Consider the following 16,568-nt stretch of genomic DNA (forward strand, 5'->3'; position numbering starts at 1 on the left):
GAAAAAGTCCAAATAAAGTAACGAAATGGCTTGCATGAAGTCACGAAATGGCGTATTATTTAATACATGGAAGGGCGCGGTGCCCGACCAACAAGGCCGGAAACGGCGATTTCAGGAGACTTTATGAACTATTCACGCCTTGCCACCAAGTTTGCCAGCGGTAATTCACTGCGTTCTGACGTGCCGCTGACCGACTCGCAGATCATGCGCGTTGCCCCTTCGATTTTCGCAGAAAGTGAGCACGAAAGCCGCTCTGAGCAGTATACCTTTATCCCGACTAACCTGATTCTAGACAAGCTGCGCCAGGAAGGTTTTCAGCCCTTCATGGTGTGCCAGACTCGTTCCCGCATCGAGGGGATGCGCGATTTTACCAAGCACATGATCCGCCTGCGCCACGCCAACCAGATCACGGGCAAGCAAGCAAATGAAATCATCCTGATTAACTCGCACAACGGCGCGAGCAGCTATCAGATGAAAGCGGGTGTGTTTCGCTTCGTCTGCCAGAATGGTTTGGTTGTGGGCGAGGATATCGCTGATATTCGCGTGAAGCACAAGGGAGACATTACCGGGAACGTCATTGAAGGCGCTTATGAGGTGCTGGATACTTTCGATCGCGTGGATGAATCCCGCGAGGCGATGCAGGCGGTGGCCCTATCTGACGAAGCGCGGCACGCCTTTGCGAGCGCCGCCCTCACGCTGCGCTGGGATGAAAACAAGCCCGCACCCGTGTCTCCTACGCAGATTCTGCGTGCGAACCGCACGGAGGACGTGAGCAATGACATGTGGACAACGTTGAACTGCGTACAGGAGAACTTGATCCGTGGTGGCCTGCGCGGACGCGATGCCAAAGGCAAGCGCACCACGACACGAGCCGTCACCGGAATGGATCAGGATGTAAAACTTAACCGTGCATTGTGGGTACTTTCCGAAGAAATGCGAAAAATTATCGCCTGATGAAATAACCCGCCACGCTGTGGAGTAACAGCGTGGCGATCACAAACAAAAAGGCACTGTAACAGCGGGGGTAGTAGATGGCTCTTGACCACGGTATTTTAAATGTTCCGCTTGATAAGCGCGGCAACTTTCACAAAGAACTTGATGACTATTTAGCAACAGAGAAGCGCCGTAAAGAAGATGAAATCTTCTTGAGAAAGACAGCTTTTAATGAGGCCAAGTCTCTGGCGAAAAATCTGTATCTTCAGATGAATACAGACCTGATCAGAGCCGAAGCAAAGCGCAGGGGAATGAAGCTCAGCGAACTGCGAGAATGTCTCAAGGACATACGAGATTGCAGGCCAAAGCAGGCACCGATAGTTTTTGCACAATTCATTAAACCCGCGTAGTGCGGGTTTTTACAGCCACCACAGGGGAAGGTATACGGGCCGCGCTGACGCGCCGCCCGTATATGGATGCATTGCTAGAACCTCTGCCGGAAGGTTTGCGCGGCTATTTTGACTTTGAGGCTTACGCCCGCGATATCTTCCTGAATGAGTACGATCTCTTTAACGGGTTTGTTTACCGTAAAGTATGAATTATGGAGTCCCGGTATAAAAGCCGGGTATTACTAGTTGCATTGCGTGGGGATGAATTATGGGACTTTTTGCAAGTAACACTCAGGAAATGAAAGAAAAGCTGGCAGCAATCAAAAAGGCCGTGAATGATAAACGGGCTGGGGCGGGGCTGAGAACCATCACGAACGAACATCTTATTTTTGAATTAGTCTGCGCAGCATTTCATCGTGCATCGAATGGCAGCGGCACAGGGCTTTATATCAGCAATATGTTCATTAAGGTCTGAGGGGGCAGCGTGATTGTCAGACTATTAACTCTGGAAGACATGCGCGGAATTTTCGAAGAAGGCTGGCTATTCAACTGCCACTTGAACATGACACGCGCTGAATATTTTAAGAAATACGGGTATGGGGACGATTTAGGCGGCTATGGTTTCCCGCTGGCGGAAACGGTCGGCAGCGCTGGAGAACTGATAAAAATTACCGACAGCTCTGATCTTCGCATAAGGGAAGGTATTGCGCTGCAATTTTCGGACGCCGATTTTTGAAAGCTGATTACCGCAATGGATCGGCTTTAAAATTTACTTATGCGTTTTATTATCATTAAAAAGGGCGAGTGATTTTTCACCGCCTTCCTTTTTTTCCATTTTGATAACCGTATAAATCCCCCGGATAGACCTGGCGTAGTTCGCCCGATTTCGGTTTGGTACTGGGGAATTTTTCACGCCCGCGTTATACATCCCGACAGTGTTCCAGCTCCTGCCGTATCGCTGAAAAAACTTTGCAAGAACCCACGTGCCGGAATATATACAGGTACAGGGCTGATGCGTCAGCTCCTTCAGGTTGATTCCAAAATCTTTTAATTCGTCTGTGTGAATCTGATTGACCTGCATCTGGCAGTAATCATAACTGCCTTTGTTGATCGCTTTATTATTTAGGCGCGATTCTTGAATCCCGATAGACAATAACAGGTCGGGATCAATACCGTAATCCCTGCCAGCGCGTTCGTAGCACGCGGAAACCTCAACGGGCGCTGCAAATACAGTCTGCGCCATTGAGGCTGTTAAAACGGCCACCAATACCCCCACCACCTGATATTTCATATCGCGCACCCGTTCAATCTCTTTCCTGATTAGCAGCACTCTGATTTATATACTACAGGGCAACTACCCTCCTGTCCACGTCCAATTCAAACCACACACCTTACGCAAGATTGTTCCTTTCAGGAAAATCATGCAAGAACAACAAGATAGGAGTAAATAGAAGATGCAATGTTTTTTTCGATTTGAAAGAAAAAAAATAGGAATGCTATTACGAAACCATAGGAATGCTAGTGCTAAACTATAGCATTTCTATGGTTTATTCATAGAAATGCTATGTCAAAATCATGGTTTATCTATGATTAAACCATAGACATTTCATGAATGAGTAATAGTAATCCTATGCCTAATCAATGGTTTTACTATTATTTTATCATAGGATTGACATAGAAAAGCCATTGTAAAACTATTGCTTGTGCAAAAAGGGACTATGGTTTTCTATGTCAGAATCTATTGTTTGCTATGACTTATTCTATTGTTTGCTATGAGCATTCCTATGGTTTATGATTAGTCTTAACGAGTGCCATGAGGGATTTTCTACCTTTGGGTGTAAAGTTTTGAGGCATTCCCTTGACCATTTATTGTTCAGTTTTGCAGAGGGGCGGAGCTGTGCCAAGAGCGTAATTTTAAAGATCAAATTCGATACTATTGTGCATTAATAGTTTTTTTAGAATAGCTAAAGCCTATAGATTTCATATTTTAATAGATTTTACCTATCAGTTCTTTTCGTGTTGAAGTTGGGTTTTAATAAAAAAAGGTTTTTATATGAGTTCAAATCTCAATGTGTGGATCTCTGATGAAGCAAAGTCGAAACTTGATGAGTTGCTTTCAAATAATAAAAATGGATACCAAGACGAATTCCTTTCTAATGACAGGATAACTAGGTTTCGCCAAATTCTTATGCGTACAACTATGTCAGGACTTGCGGGAGAGTTACTGTTGCTGGGTTTGATGGTTCTTGAGAATAATATGAAAGATTCTGCCGGGAAACACAAAGTGGATATGATCGAATATTATGAAAAGCTTTTATTTGATATCTCTGTTTGCAGGAAATTGCTTGAATCGGCAGTGGAAAGCGGTGAAATTAATCATGATGAAATTGAAAAGAAAATGAACCGGATATTCCGTGGTAGTGCGGATAAATACGAGTAGGAAACAGAAAGGGGCGGATTTCTCCAGCCCTTTTCATCTGCTGATGCGATCAAATTTTTCTCATTTTATGCTGTATGTAAGACTCGCTGAGTAACAGAAGTAACTGCAATTTCGTTATCTTTTCAACCTCATTCTTATCGGGGTAATCAAGATTTAAACTGCGAGCGAGTCTGGAGATAATTTCAGCATTCACGGATCGTTTGTGCAATTGTGCCGTCAGTTTAATATCATTGAAGACGATGGTATCTATATGTAGGTTCCCAACCGTCACATTTTCATCTGATTTCTGAAAGCTAACATTATACATAGAAGCAGTCATGAATTTTATCAGGGAATTTTCATTTTCTTGAGTCAAGGTTTTTTTATATTCATCCACTGAAATTATAAAATCTTTAGCCATTTCATCTATGATATTATACTTGTTTATCTCAGGTTCGACTTCCCGTTTTTTGATAAAATATACACAAAGCCTTCTGATTACTTCATCTCTAAAATCGAGTTTTAGCGTATTGGCGCTGTTTTTTATTCTCATCGTGATTTCTTCTGGAATTCTATAACGAACCAGCTCAGACCCAAAATCCCCGTAACCACTTCCGGCTAATTGCTCTTGTAACTTGCTTTTTACAGGATGTACTAACTTACCTTTTCTCATATTTTTATATAATTCCATTATTAATTAACTGCTGTTGTACACGGTACGCTGCACCTCTTAACAATGCATCCTAGTGCCGTGTATACAGCACATCAATCTAAACCCTGCCTGTGAGAAGAAAAAAATTATTTTAGCGTCTTTTTGAGATAAATCTTGAAGGATCGTGTGATATGCATTAAATTATTCAGTGTCACTATTTTGTGTAATTACCTACAGTAAGTTTACGTTAAGTTACCTAACTATATGTGTTTTTTGGATATGTACAGTGTACATAAGTCAAATCACATAATCAGGGCTTTCACACATCCTCAAAGGAATCAACATGAAACGCGCTTTAAAAAGTATTTTGAACTTTTCAAGGGCCAACAAAAAGAAATTGTCGATTGTTATGGCGGCTGTAACAGTTTGTATGCTGCCTGAAATTGCGTTTTCCGCCGATAGCTCAACTGATTTGCTTCAGGCTCAGCAAGCAACGATAAACAGTACTTTTGGGCATGGTAGTTCTCTGGAGAAATATTTCTATATTGCGGAAGTATTTATGTCGCTAATAGCGTATTTCCGTGCGCGAACCCCAATGGTATTCATTGGGCTGATTATGGTAATTATTTTTACCCGCATTGCCTTCGGGATTATTGGTTGATTTGCTATGTCCGGGACATTTGATAAATATACTTTCCCGGAGACGATAAACGAACAAAACCGCATTTTCGGCTTGCCAGTCGATGAAGTCGCAGTGATTGCAACGCCAGTTATCTGTGGCGTTGCCTATTCTTGTGCAGGCGCTATGTGTTTGCTGGCTGCCTTATTGTGGGTGCTTCTTCGTTATCTGAAGAAAGGGAAAGGTTCTCAGTTTATGGCTGATTTTCTGTACTGGAATCTTCCCTACTTTTTATTTAGACCATTCTTCAGAAAAATCCCGTCTTCTGGAAATAGGCATTGGGTGAATTAATAAATGAAACTTTCAACGAAAAAGGACATTGATAAAAGAACCGCCGTAGCATTTCTTGCTATGGCAGGTCTACTGAGTGCGTCTCTCTTAACCAGCGTCGGAGCAATCGGGCTTGCATGGAAATTCCACAACACCCAAGAGCGTATCACCGTCCCTATGGGTTTTGATAAGCCTTTTGTCTCATCCAATCAGCGCGGGGATGCAAATCTGAATTCGATGCTGGTACGTGCTTTAGTTAGCTTGCGTCTAAACGTGACCCCCGAAACCATAGACCCGCAGCAGAAAGAACTTCTTTCTTATACCGACTCCGAAAACCGTGCCGAGCTAAAACGTGCTCTGGAAGTGGAAGCTGATTACATCCATAAAAATGATGTTAGTGCCCAGTTCCTCATTGAAAAGTTCGATTACAACCCGGAGACAAATGATACGGAAGTGGCTGGCCAGCAGTTAGCCTCGACTTCGGGCGGGAAACTCAAGCTGCCTGATTCATCGAAACATTACATAGTCAATGTTTCTTACGTTAATGGCATGGTGAAGCTCAACAAATTCACTGAAGTTCTGCCTAACTGAGTGGATGCACAATGATAAACAAAAAGTATTTCTTATCGCCCGCTTTACTCATCGCCGCTGCTTTTCAGACTCATGCCGCAGTGGTGCCCGGTGTGAAGGAAATTAGTTTCGGGCCAAACGCTCAGGTTAATGCGGCATTTAGTCAGGTCAGCCCAAACCGAATTATCGTCCAAGGTGAGAAAATCACCGACATTTCCGGGCCGGGGGGCGCTTTCGATTCTCAGAAGCAGCCTGATGGCGGCGCATTAATCAGTCTTGCGCCGGGCGTTAGCCAGTCTTTCACCCTCTTTGTTGTAACGGACAAAAATTCTGCGCTTTCCATCGAGATTATCCCCAAGAGCATTCCAGGGAAAACGCTCAGCTTTGTCCCTCAGACTGCGCCTATGAAGGTGAAACCTGAAGAAAAGAGCTGGGAAGAAGGTCAGTCATACGAAAAGACGTTAGTAGACATTTCAAAATCGATCATCAACGGCGTTATCCCGCAGGATTTCTCAGAGTACCCGGTCAGTCGTGTGCAGGCGTACAGCCCCGCAGTGGGCGTCACGCTGAGGGCCGATAAACATTTCATCGGCCCTCACATGCGCATTGTCCGCTACATTATGAACAATCCATCGTATCTGAATCAGGATCTGACTGAAAAACAGTTTTATGCGCCTGGCGTTCGTGCGGTGATGCTCAGCACCCGTAACCTCTATTCACACGGCGAAGGCTACGCATACGTCATCTTTGACGATGCGCAGGGGGGTGCGCATGGGTAACATTAATATGCTGACGAAGCGTAAGCAACTCGCCACGCTAATCGGTGTACTTATCGCGGGCAGCGTTGGTGCGGGCATAGTCTATCTCACGGCAGGTGATAGTAAACCCGCCGCGCAGGCGATAAAACCCCAAAGCGCGCCCGTTTCCGGCGTGGTTACTAATGCCTTCACAGAGCAAGTTCAGAAAAGCGTTTTGCAGCAGCAGCAGGAGAGAACCGCGGTACTGGAAAAAGAGTTGGATGATCTCAAAAAGCAGGTGAGCAATCAGCCATCAGGTGAATCAGCAGATGTTCAGGTGCTTAAAGCCACGGTAGATGCTTTGTTAAAAAACCAGAAGGCGAGTGCTGAGCAGAACAATGGCGCTCATGCTGTTGGTGAGCCAGAAGTTAAGTGGAACGTCCAGGGTTCAAATAGTTATTCCAGTCCCCCGGTGTTCCCAGTAGGCCAGGGTGGCAATAATTACGTCCCACCCAAAAATGATCCACGTCCTCAGATTGGCGGCATACAGCATACCTCTTTCTCATGGGAGCACCCAAAAGTAAAGGGTAATCCACTGCCGTGGATTTCGTCCGGTTCATTCATCAATGCCAGTATGATCGAAGGTGCAGATGCGAACGCCAGCGTCACCGGGCAGCAGTCATCTACACCAGTTGTGTTTACGTTACTCGGCAACGCCTCGCTACCAAACGGACATAAATACAACCTCGATCAATGCCGTGTAACGGGTGAAATCTACGGCGATATTTCAAGCGAGCGCGGCGAAGTCCGCACCGACCATATTTCCTGCAACATTTCGGGGGATCGCCACGTTGATATGCCATTCAAAGGGCACGTCAGCTATCAGGGCAAGGAAGGCATTCGCGGGAAGCCAGTGATGCGTAACGGAAAAATCATTGCTTACGCAGGAGCCGCAGGCGTGCTGTCAGGGCTAGGTTCAGGTATCTCTGAATCGGGTACGACGTCAGTAGGCATCGGTGCTACGGCAACGCCTGCCGCAGGTGAAATTGCCCGGCAGGCATTTGGCGGCGGTGCATCTAAAGCAGCAGATACGTTATCGCAGTACTGGATAAAACGTGCCGAACAATATCACCCAGTCATTGATATTGGCGCAGGTAATGCCGTTACCGTTGTCTTCCAGGAAGGCTTCCAGCTCACTACGATTGAAGATGAAATTGCCCGCAAATCGGAATCAGCGGCAGGGCAAGTCGTTGATAAAGTAGCAGGTAACATGTCGGCAGATGATGGTGCCCGTACACTCAGCAGCCTTCCTCCTTCCGGTCAACAACACGGAGCCATCATTAATCCCGACGATGTAATCCGTAAAGCTAAAGACCTCGATTTGGGCAGCACCGTAACAAGTCAGTAATTTCAATTAGGACACGAATATGAAAAAAATTATTTTTTTACTTAGCACCACTGCACTACTTTCTGGCTGCGCAGGCATGAACGACGATTTCGACTGTAATAAAACCGCGACTGACCAGTGTCTTACGATGGAGCAGGCACAAGGTCTAGCTTCGCAAGGTAAATCACTTGACGATCTGGATGCGTCTAAAGGTGGTTCCGAAAAAAAGGTTGTTTCTGAAACGGTAGCAACTAAACCGCTTTCAAACAATAAGCCCGTTATCAATTCCTATATTAATCCTGTTGAATCAGGAAGTACTGTTAAAAGCAGTTTATTCCCGCAGCAGAATGTACACCCAGTGATTTCAACCACTCCAATGCGTGTAATTGAAAAAGTTAATCCTAATTCGGCGGGTAGCGTAAATTCGGTTCGATACCAGGATGTTACCCAAAGAATTTGGATTAGCCCGTGGGTTGATAAAGATGACAGTTTTCATCAGCCTTCTATTGTGGAGTTTGTGACTGAGCATTCATCATGGAAGAAAGAATTTAATTCCATCGGTAATGGCGGTTAAAAATAAAGCACCCCTGACCCGCAATGTGCAGATATATTTCAATTAATCCAAAAGGTTATCACAATGGGATTGCTTAATACCGTCTCGAAAATTATCAGTGGTCTGTCCGGCGTTGAAGATTATAAAGCTGCAAATAAATTATTGCAGACTACCGCAGGTTATCCATCGCTCACTGCGCTTTTGCCGTATCGTTATTATGATGATGAGACAAAGATGTTTATCAACGCTAATAGTGTGGGGTATATCCTTGAGCTTGCGCCGCTCTCTGGCGCGAATCAAGATATTATGGCGAGCCTGGATGAAGCATTCAGAAAACGACTGGAAAGAAACGTTCCGGTTACGTTTTACATGATGGCAAGCAAATGCGTATCAAATATTCTTGACGCAAACATGAATTCAAAAATGTGGCAGGGTGAACTTGCACCTGGCCTGAATAAGATAACAAAAGCCTATTATGAGCGCGCTGCGCTCAAAGGTTTTGAAACAACCGAGGAAGTGGACTATCCGCTGTACCTGAGAAACTACCGCGTGTTTGCGGTGGTGGGAAAAAGAAGAATGCGCAGCGACAAGGGATCGCTTAATATCTTAGCCGCTTCCCGTGAAAGTTTTGTCTCTGCATTGCGCGGGGCGAAAATAGGAAGTCGCGTAGTAAACGTAACGGAATTTCTCTCTGCCTTTCGTGAAACGGCAAATTATCGTCCCGGACAGGTTGTGCCCTCCGATGGTGATTATGATGATTTTGAAAATATCAGTCGCCAGTTACTAGAAACCACTAACGAAATAGAAGTACATGAAGATTATTTGCGTCAGCGTATGCGTATGCGCGATCATGATAAAATTGTTGACGTGCCCGGTGAAGATAAAGAAAATGGCATTGTTACCAGCAGAATAGTTAACCTGAATATTAATAAAAATCCGAAAGCCTTCGCGCTCTGGCAGTCAGCAGATAACCTGCATAACTTAGTTAACCCTGCATTCGGTATCAGTTGTCCTTTTGTTATTACGTTCACAATTGAAATTGAAGACCAGGTGAAAACGCAGAATGAAGCGTTCCGCAAGGAAACAGACCTGGCGAAGAAGGCCAATTCTGCTTACGCCAAACTGATCCCTTCTACAATACGCGCTTACAATGAATGGCGGGGTATTCGTGAAGAATTATCTAAAAATGAAGGTTCACTGTGTAAGTATTATTTTAACGTTACGCTCTTTACGCCGGATGATGATATTGCCCTGCAAACCTGCGAGCAGGAGGCAATCACACTGTACCGTAAAAACGGTATTCAGATTCAGCCTGCTAAATACCAACAGATGCGCAACTATCTCACCACGTTACCGTTTATGATTCAGGAAGACCTGTGGGATGATCTGAAGAAGACCGGGGCTGCGCTGCGTTCTACGGCATTCTCGGCGCTGAATCTGCTTCCTGTTGTCAGCGAGAGCACGCTGTCGGGATCGGGTTCCCCTATACCGTCCTATCGTGGACAGGCCGCGTTCCTGGATATTTTTGATGACAATAGTGAAGCATCAAACTTCAACGTCGCGGTAACGGGGACATCAGGGGCGGGCAAATCCTTTATGATTCAGGAAATGCTGCGTCAGGTTCTTAACAGCGGCGGTTTTGGTGTCGTTATTGACATTGGCGAAAGCTATAAAAACTACTGCCTGCAAGCGGGGGGGGTATATCTGCAAGGTGACACGCTCAGGTTTAATCCCTGGGCTGATGTGGAAAATATAAAAGATGAAAGTGAAAGTATTGGACGCCTTATGGCGGTTCTTGCTAGTCCATCAGGTGAAATAGATGATGTAAGCCAGGAAATTCTTAATAAAGCAGTGGTTTATTCCTGGGAGAAAGGCAATGGTAAAGGTAAAGTGGATTATGTAGTTGAATATCTCTCGAATAAAGACGTATTGGAAAACTACAAGGATAAGCCAACTATTCTTTCCCGTATGGCAGAGTTGTGCGAATTATTAGAACGTTACTGCACATGGGGAAGTGACGGCGAGTTTTTTAACTCAGATAATCCTACCTTAAGCCATGATACTAAATTTGCGGTGCTTGAACTGGGGACGCTGGAAAGCCGACCGAAATTAATGTCAGCCGTTCTGTTTTCCATCATTCTTGCCGTGCAGCATAAGATGTACAGAACATCTCGTAATTTTAAAAAGATTTGCATCATTGATGAAGCCTGGAAATTACTTGCAGGTGATAATGAAGCGGCCTCAAAATTTATAGAACAAGGCTATCGTACCGTGCGCCGTCACAATGGTTGCTTTGTGACGATTACTCAGGGTATCAGTGACTTTGTGGGTGTGAAAGATAAGGCACCGTCTCCGGCAGCGAGTGCCGCATGGATGAATTCAGGGACGAAAATTACTCTTTTACAAAGCAAAGAAACATTTGTTGAATTTCTTAAAGACAATCCTGATTTTTACACTGAACAGGAAAAATCTGTTATTGAAGGATTCAGAAAGGCGAAACTTCGTGGCTTCAGTTCGGTGCTAATCCAGTCGGGCGGACACTCCAGCTTCCATCGGTTGTTTGTCGATCCTGTAACACGCGCCATGTTTTCATCTGCGGCGAAAGACTTTGCTTTTATGTCAGAGAAGCAGGAAGCCGGGGCCAGCTCCGAAGAAGCAGCACTGATGTTGGCAGAAAAGATTTTTGGGCGAGAATTAAAGGAACTTGAAAGATGGGCGAATATCAACAACTGAGCAATAACGGCGAAGAACAAGAAAAAGGCATTTATTTTTTTATAAAAGGATACTGGATTCTAATTCTCTCAGCTGTATTTTTTATCTTCATTATCAGCTTCGTTACTGCGACCGTTATAGTAAGAGTGAATCAGCCGAAAATTGTCACCTTTGATTTAAAAAGCACCACGGATGATTTTGTACAAAAGACGGCTATGCTGGGAAAAAAAGCAACACCAAAAGACGTAGAGGAATTGACTGCTATTTTTAAACAGTCTATGCAGGACACGCTCGACATGTATGAAAGACAGGGATATATCGTGATGGTTAAACCCGCCGTAATGAAAGGTGCAAAAGATATTACCGATGAAGTACGGGAAAATATATACCGGAACATCAGAGGCGAACAGTGAAGCTTAAAATTCTCATCCTGTTAACGACCGTTTCGATATCCGTGATGGCTAAAGATATGGGCACCTTCGGTCAATTATTTCCGATTGACGAGCCGGACATGATGGATTTAATCAACGGTCGCTTGAAACACATGGATGAAAATGGCGAAATGGCCCGCATCCATGAAAAAGCTGAAAAGGACGTTAAAGCCCACGCGGTACGTCCTCCGCCAGTCTCAGGTGTTTCTGAAGCACGCCAGGATAAAACCTGGCTTTTCGACCCGTCATTTGTTGCAGACCGGGATATTACGGACGGTCGCGGTCATTATATTACGCATAAAGGAGACAGGAAAAACCCGCTGGACTTTATCCCGTTCAAATCCACGCTGTACTTCATCAACGGGGATAACCCGGCAGAACTTCAGTGGGTGAAAAACAAGATTAAATACTCAATCAATTTCAAGATTATTTTGGTTAAGGGGAGCGTCCCGGAAACGAGTGAAAAGCTCGATGAACAGATTTTCTTTGACCAATACGGCGTGATGGTGACGCGTTTTGGTATCACGCATACCCCTGCTGAAGTTTTTCAGGAGGGCGATATGCTCAGAGTCAAGGAGCAGAAACTATGAATCGCTTTATCAGAGCAGCGGGCGCAGTGATGGCGTTTTGCTTCATGTTGATGTTCTCTATGCAAAGCCAGGCTGCTTCGGTGGATAAAGCTGGCGCTGAGGGACGATGGGTAAACCCGATCACAGATACATGCTGGCGCTGTATTTTTCCTCTTTCAATTGGGAGTATCCAGGTAGGGAAAGGCGGTAATGGCCTGAGTGACACAAATAACCCGTCTTCACCGATTCAGCTTTGCCCTGTAGGCATTCTTTACCGCATTGGGCTTGCCATCGGTTATTGGGAACCTTTCGCCGTCACAGATGTTACCCGTGTTCCGGGCAACATGGTGAACATGGGAGGGATACAGATCAATTTAGGCAAAGTTGGCATGGGCAAAGGCGGCCAATCCGATCAGGGCGCTGAAGGGGCTGGCGCGTTCTATCACGTTCACTGGTACAAATACCCGCTTATCGAATGGCTGAACATTATTATGTCAGCGGGTTGTCTTCAGGGCGGTGACATGGATATCGCGTATATGTCGGAAGTCGATCCGATGTGGTCTGACAGCACCCTTTCACTGTTAATTAATCCTGAAGCTGCGTTGTTTGGGAATCTGATCGCGCAGTCAGCTTGCGCACTCGATGCAGTATCCAGTAGCGTTGCGGGTTATCCTCTAGCCCCGCTTTTCTGGTGTGCTGGCGCACAGGGCAGCATGTATCCCTTTACTGGTTTTGTGAGTAACGAATTCTCACCGCTTGAAGCCAGCGTGCTGCTGTCTGAACGAATGGACGCCAAGCTGCACCGAGAAGGAATTGTCTGGGACTCCATCGGAGTTAATACATCCGTCTGCTACGAATATCCATCGCCAATTATTCCGAAAGACCGCTATCGCTATCAGATGGTCAATATGATCCCCGATGCGCACCAGTGCCATGCATTCGGAAGCACAACTCAGTTGTGGGGTAGTTATCATAATCTGCCTACAAGCAAAAAAAACTTTGGTTATCTGATTTGGAGAAAAAGAAATTGCGCATATCTCTGATAATTTTTTCACTTTTATTTTCAACGGCAACCTCTGCGGCAGACTTAACGAAAAATGATATGGATTTTATGAAGCAAAAGCAGGCAGAACTAAAAGATTTTAAAGAAAAACTGTCGGGTATGAATATCAATATTCCACAGAGTCAGCAGTCTCTGGTAGACAAAAACAGCGCGGAGATCACCAGCCAGCAGAAGCAGGCTGTTGAGGAAAACCAAGAGCCAAAATTCATATACTTTCTGAGTTTTTCCATACCCAATGTAGGCTTGCTAAGTATGGTTAATGATGCAAAGAAATATGGAATTACGCCGACAATGCGGGGGCTTGTTAATAACGATTTCCGTGAAACGGCAAAAAAATCTTTTGAGTTGAGTAAAGAAGATAAAGACTTTGGATTTATAATTGACCCCTTTTTGTTCCGTGATTATGGCATAAATGCCGTGCCAGCAATGGTTATTACCTGTGGCGAAAAACATGATTTAGTGTATGGGAGCCTTCCGGTTAAGGAAGCGCTGGGGAAAGTTGCCAGAGAAGGTGATTGTAGTGAAATTGCTAAAAAAATTCTTGCCGCAGATAAGTAAAAAAAAATTGTTCCTCGCTTCTATTATTGCCTTTGCAGGTATAGCAATTCATGCTGATGCTGATGATATGGATGCTGCATTCAGTGCAGGGAGTAGTATATCTGGCAACTCTAAAGACCAGGGGAATAACGCCCTCTCTCAGAGTGGAGTAACGAATACCGTACCTTCAGCAACATCTAACCCGGCAGAAGCCGGATACTATGGAGGTGTTAAGGGAAGTAGTAGTTCGCTCGATTCGGCTAAAGGATCAGTACCGTCAACAAATGAGGCTTATCAATCAGTCTCCAATGCCGATAGAAGTAATCCGCCACCTACTATCGATCCAAATGCTGACTTTATTCAAAATGGTGTTAAAAATGAAGCTGGTAGCGCTTCGATAGTTGGCAGCACCAACAGTCACTGCACAACGAACGTAGTATCTAAGTCTGTTTTCCAGAATTACACCTGTGAAAAAGATCTTGCCGAGTTGCAGACTTGCGCCCGTACAGGCAGCATTACTTTCACGGGGTCGAGTCATACGGAAACTCGAACGCTGAAATTGCAGCTTAAAAACGCATATCGTGATGGAAACCAAGTGAAGGTAGATTTCACTTTCCCTGATACGGCAACTTTTATTAGTGGCTCTACACAACTTGTCTATACGCCAGCCCCGTATTACTCAATACCATTTGACTATTACACGAAAATTCTAGGTAGCAGTGTGACACTTCAGTACGGAAAGAGTGCTGATTCTTTGAGTATCGCAGGCGTACATGCAGATGCTGGGCAAACATACTCAGCGGTTATCACGATGAGCACTACTTCAGGAAGTAACAGCGAAGCGGCGTATAACACGCTGATTAAATATATTAACGATGGCACGACTGTATTTCATCTTGACGTGACATATCAGATTACCGTTTCAGACAAACAGGCCGCAACGACCTGGGCGGAAACCTGCAACTTCGACAAATCTACTGCTACTGCATCCGCCGATTCAGTCTGCACCGATCCGGGGGGGACTCGCACTGTGACTTCAGAAGGTCAGACCTATTCGCAGACGCAGAGCTGCTGGCAATACTCGGATTCATACGTTGTACCCGTTACATCAACGGGTAATTGTAGTTCGTTGATTGCAGATAAGAACTGCACGGTCGCGGGACGCAGTTGTACTGATTCACAGAATGGAACCTGTATGCACGAGCAGGATACCTACCAGTGTCAGAAAACATACACTTCCGAGGGGCAGATTTGCGGTGGCAACTACTTCTGTCAGTCTGGTGACTGTGGTAACACGCAGGCAAGCGGTGATAATGAATTCGGACAAATTGTAGCCGAACTGGCTGCTGTTGCCGCTGCGGGTGATGACAGCAAGAAAACTTCACCAGACATCAGTATTTTTACCGGAAAGGCCGTGGTGTGTCGTAAGGCAATGGCAAATTTTGAAAACTGCTGTATCGATAGCGGATGGGGCGGTAGTGTAGGACTTGCACACTGTAATTCTGAAGAAAAAGCAATTGCAGAAGCGAAAGAGAAAAAAGTTATTATCAAAGTCGGCGCATATTGCGGAACCCGCGTATTAGGTGTGTGTGTACAGCAAAAAGAGTCATACTGTCAGTTTGAGGGGAAACTGGCAAAAATAATTCAGGAGCAAGGAAGATTTAAGCAACTTAATATTTCCTTTGGTAATTCGGAAAGTCCAGATTGCCGTGGCCTGACTGTTGATGAATTACAGTCAGTTAACTTCGACAAAATAGATTATGCCGATTTTTATTCTGAAGTTCAGGGGAATGTGAAACTCCCTCAAAATCAGGAGACAATAGATCGCATTAAAGCTAAAATAAACAATCAGGTTAGTAATATGGGGGACCAGTAATGGCTAGGTGTGCTCTCGTTGGTTTTATTTCTGCGTGTTTTGTTTTTTCAAACATGGTGATGGCAGATGAAGTTATTGATGGTGAAAAACCTTTTACGGGCTGGCACTGGTATAACGAGCCAGTCAATAAATATGAGGCTAAAAAAAATGAAAAGCCAAAAAGTGACATTGCCGATATAAGCAAAATGCCGATTCAGGAACAGGTTAAGGTTTTACAAGGATATACAAAGGATGCGCTGGCAACGGCCATCCTTTATCCACACGATATAGAGGCGAATGCATCATTTCAGCGCTGGCAAAAATTCTGGACAGATCACGCGGGTTATTTTTCACAGGCGTTTTCTGTAGCGCAGCTTAAATATCCTGACCTGGACTATAACCTTGAACACAGCCATTACAATTCTATTGCCAGTCTGGAATCAGCTAAACAGCAAAGTAATGAAGATAAGGCAATTCAGAAAATAGCCGAGAATTACGGCCTGTTTCTCTTTTATCGAGGAAGCGACCCGGTGGATACACAGATGGCGGGTGTAGTTTCCGCATTCGCGAAGGCAAAAAATATTTCCATCGTTCCAATCAGCGTTGATGGCGTGGTCGCAAGCACGCTGCCGGAAACTCGCCCGGACACCGGGCAGTCAAAAGCGATGCGCATTACGCATTACCCCGCACTTTATCTGGTTGAACCTAAAAGCCGGAAATATGAGCCAGTGGCCTATGGCTTTATGACGCAAGACGATCTTGCCACCCGCTTTATGTATGTAGCAACTGGCTTTAAACCCAACTTCTGAGGG

Annotated in this window: 21 protein-coding genes; 19 read left to right on the top strand and 2 right to left on the bottom strand. The window is 45.0% G+C overall.

The window, feature by feature from the left end; translation table 11 throughout:
* Nucleotides 1-123: 123 nt before the first annotated feature.
* From ETA_RS00540 to ETA_RS00550, 5 genes are all read left to right on the top strand, one after another.
* Nucleotides 124-954, top strand: a complete 831-nt coding sequence (locus ETA_RS00540) for a DUF932 domain-containing protein (protein WP_012443462.1) — start codon at nt 124-126, stop codon at nt 952-954.
* 77 nt (nt 955-1,031) lie between these two features.
* Nucleotides 1,032-1,343, top strand: coding sequence for a hypothetical protein (locus tag ETA_RS00545; protein WP_012443463.1), 312 nt, complete (start codon nt 1,032-1,034; stop codon nt 1,341-1,343).
* Nucleotides 1,344-1,405: 62 nt separating this feature from the next.
* Entirely contained in the window at nt 1,406-1,531 is a 126-nt protein-coding gene (locus tag ETA_RS20250) for an antirestriction protein ArdA (protein ID WP_162012980.1), read from the top strand.
* Between the two features lie 59 nt (nt 1,532-1,590).
* A complete protein-coding gene (locus tag ETA_RS19575) occupies nt 1,591-1,797 on the top strand; it encodes a hypothetical protein (RefSeq protein ID WP_012443465.1) in 207 nt (68 codons plus the stop codon).
* 9 nt (nt 1,798-1,806) lie between these two features.
* A complete protein-coding gene (locus tag ETA_RS00550; RefSeq protein WP_012443466.1) occupies nt 1,807-2,058 on the top strand; it encodes a hypothetical protein in 252 nt (83 codons plus the stop codon).
* A gap of 33 nt (nt 2,059-2,091) precedes the next feature.
* Here ETA_RS00550 and ETA_RS00555 read toward each other — a convergent pair whose 3' ends face one another.
* Nucleotides 2,092-2,613 carry a lytic transglycosylase domain-containing protein gene (locus tag ETA_RS00555; RefSeq protein WP_012443467.1) on the bottom strand — a complete coding sequence of 174 codons (522 nt, stop codon included), beginning with the start codon at nt 2,611-2,613 and terminating at the stop codon, nt 2,092-2,094.
* A 762-nt stretch (nt 2,614-3,375) separates the two neighbouring features.
* Here ETA_RS00555 and ETA_RS00560 point away from each other — a divergent pair.
* Nucleotides 3,376-3,762 (top strand): hypothetical protein, encoded by a 387-nt coding sequence (locus ETA_RS00560; protein WP_012443468.1) that lies wholly within the window; start codon nt 3,376-3,378, stop codon nt 3,760-3,762.
* A 49-nt stretch (nt 3,763-3,811) separates the two neighbouring features.
* Here the strand turns inward: ETA_RS00560 and ETA_RS00565 are convergent, their stop codons facing one another.
* The gene (locus ETA_RS00565) at nt 3,812-4,432 is read right to left on the bottom strand and encodes a hypothetical protein (protein WP_012443469.1); all 621 of its coding nucleotides are present in this window, start codon (nt 4,430-4,432) and stop codon (nt 3,812-3,814) included.
* A 304-nt stretch (nt 4,433-4,736) separates the two neighbouring features.
* Here ETA_RS00565 and ETA_RS00570 point away from each other — a divergent pair, with 304 nt between their 5' ends.
* The 13 genes from ETA_RS00570 (at nt 4,737) to traF (ending at nt 16,565) form a co-directional block, all read left to right on the top strand.
* On the top strand, nt 4,737-5,054 hold the full coding sequence (locus ETA_RS00570) for a type IV conjugative transfer system pilin TraA (protein ID WP_012443470.1): 318 nt from the start codon (nt 4,737-4,739) through the stop codon (nt 5,052-5,054).
* A 6-nt stretch (nt 5,055-5,060) separates the two neighbouring features.
* Nucleotides 5,061-5,363: a type IV conjugative transfer system protein TraL gene (gene traL, locus ETA_RS18940; protein ID WP_012443471.1), complete on the top strand. Its 303-nt coding sequence runs from the start codon at nt 5,061-5,063 to the stop codon at nt 5,361-5,363.
* Nucleotides 5,364-5,366: 3 nt separating this feature from the next.
* A complete protein-coding gene (locus tag ETA_RS00575) occupies nt 5,367-5,933 on the top strand; it encodes a TraE/TraK family type IV conjugative transfer system protein (RefSeq protein WP_012443472.1) in 567 nt (188 codons plus the stop codon).
* 11 nt (nt 5,934-5,944) lie between these two features.
* A complete protein-coding gene (traK, locus tag ETA_RS00580; protein WP_012443473.1) occupies nt 5,945-6,691 on the top strand; it encodes a type-F conjugative transfer system secretin TraK in 747 nt (248 codons plus the stop codon).
* Complete coding sequence (gene traB, locus ETA_RS00585; RefSeq protein WP_012443474.1) at nt 6,684-8,057, top strand: F-type conjugal transfer pilus assembly protein TraB; 1,374 nt, start codon at nt 6,684-6,686, stop codon at nt 8,055-8,057. Before traK ends, traB begins: the two co-directional genes overlap by 8 nt.
* 19 nt (nt 8,058-8,076) lie before the next feature.
* A complete protein-coding gene (traV, locus tag ETA_RS00590; RefSeq protein ID WP_012443475.1) occupies nt 8,077-8,610 on the top strand; it encodes a type IV conjugative transfer system lipoprotein TraV in 534 nt (177 codons plus the stop codon).
* A gap of 63 nt (nt 8,611-8,673) precedes the next feature.
* Nucleotides 8,674-11,322, top strand: coding sequence for a type IV secretion system protein TraC (traC, locus tag ETA_RS00595; RefSeq protein WP_012443476.1), 2,649 nt, complete (start codon nt 8,674-8,676; stop codon nt 11,320-11,322).
* Nucleotides 11,301-11,714, top strand: a complete 414-nt coding sequence (locus tag ETA_RS00600; protein ID WP_012443477.1) for a TrbI F-type domain-containing protein — start codon at nt 11,301-11,303, stop codon at nt 11,712-11,714. Before traC ends, ETA_RS00600 begins: the two co-directional genes overlap by 22 nt.
* Nucleotides 11,711-12,322, top strand: coding sequence for a type-F conjugative transfer system protein TraW (gene traW, locus ETA_RS00605; RefSeq protein ID WP_012443478.1), 612 nt, complete (start codon nt 11,711-11,713; stop codon nt 12,320-12,322). The genes ETA_RS00600 and traW overlap by 4 nt, the downstream gene beginning before the upstream one ends.
* Nucleotides 12,319-13,344, top strand: a complete 1,026-nt coding sequence (gene traU / locus ETA_RS00610; protein WP_012443479.1) for a conjugal transfer pilus assembly protein TraU — start codon at nt 12,319-12,321, stop codon at nt 13,342-13,344. Before traW ends, traU begins: the two co-directional genes overlap by 4 nt.
* The gene (gene trbC, locus ETA_RS00615; protein ID WP_042958429.1) at nt 13,329-13,922 is read left to right on the top strand and encodes a type-F conjugative transfer system pilin assembly protein TrbC; all 594 of its coding nucleotides are present in this window, start codon (nt 13,329-13,331) and stop codon (nt 13,920-13,922) included. Before traU ends, trbC begins: the two co-directional genes overlap by 16 nt.
* Nucleotides 13,885-15,777 (top strand): type-F conjugative transfer system mating-pair stabilization protein TraN, encoded by a 1,893-nt coding sequence (gene traN, locus ETA_RS18740; RefSeq protein WP_157861764.1) that lies wholly within the window; start codon nt 13,885-13,887, stop codon nt 15,775-15,777. The genes trbC and traN overlap by 38 nt, the downstream gene beginning before the upstream one ends.
* Entirely contained in the window at nt 15,777-16,565 is a 789-nt protein-coding gene (gene traF, locus ETA_RS00625; protein ID WP_012443482.1) for a type-F conjugative transfer system pilin assembly protein TraF, read from the top strand. The genes traN and traF overlap by 1 nt, the downstream gene beginning before the upstream one ends.
* Nucleotides 16,566-16,568: the final 3 nt, after the last annotated feature.

The organism is Erwinia tasmaniensis Et1/99 (assembly GCF_000026185.1).
Taxonomy (GTDB): Bacteria; Pseudomonadota; Gammaproteobacteria; order Enterobacterales; family Enterobacteriaceae; genus Erwinia; species Erwinia tasmaniensis.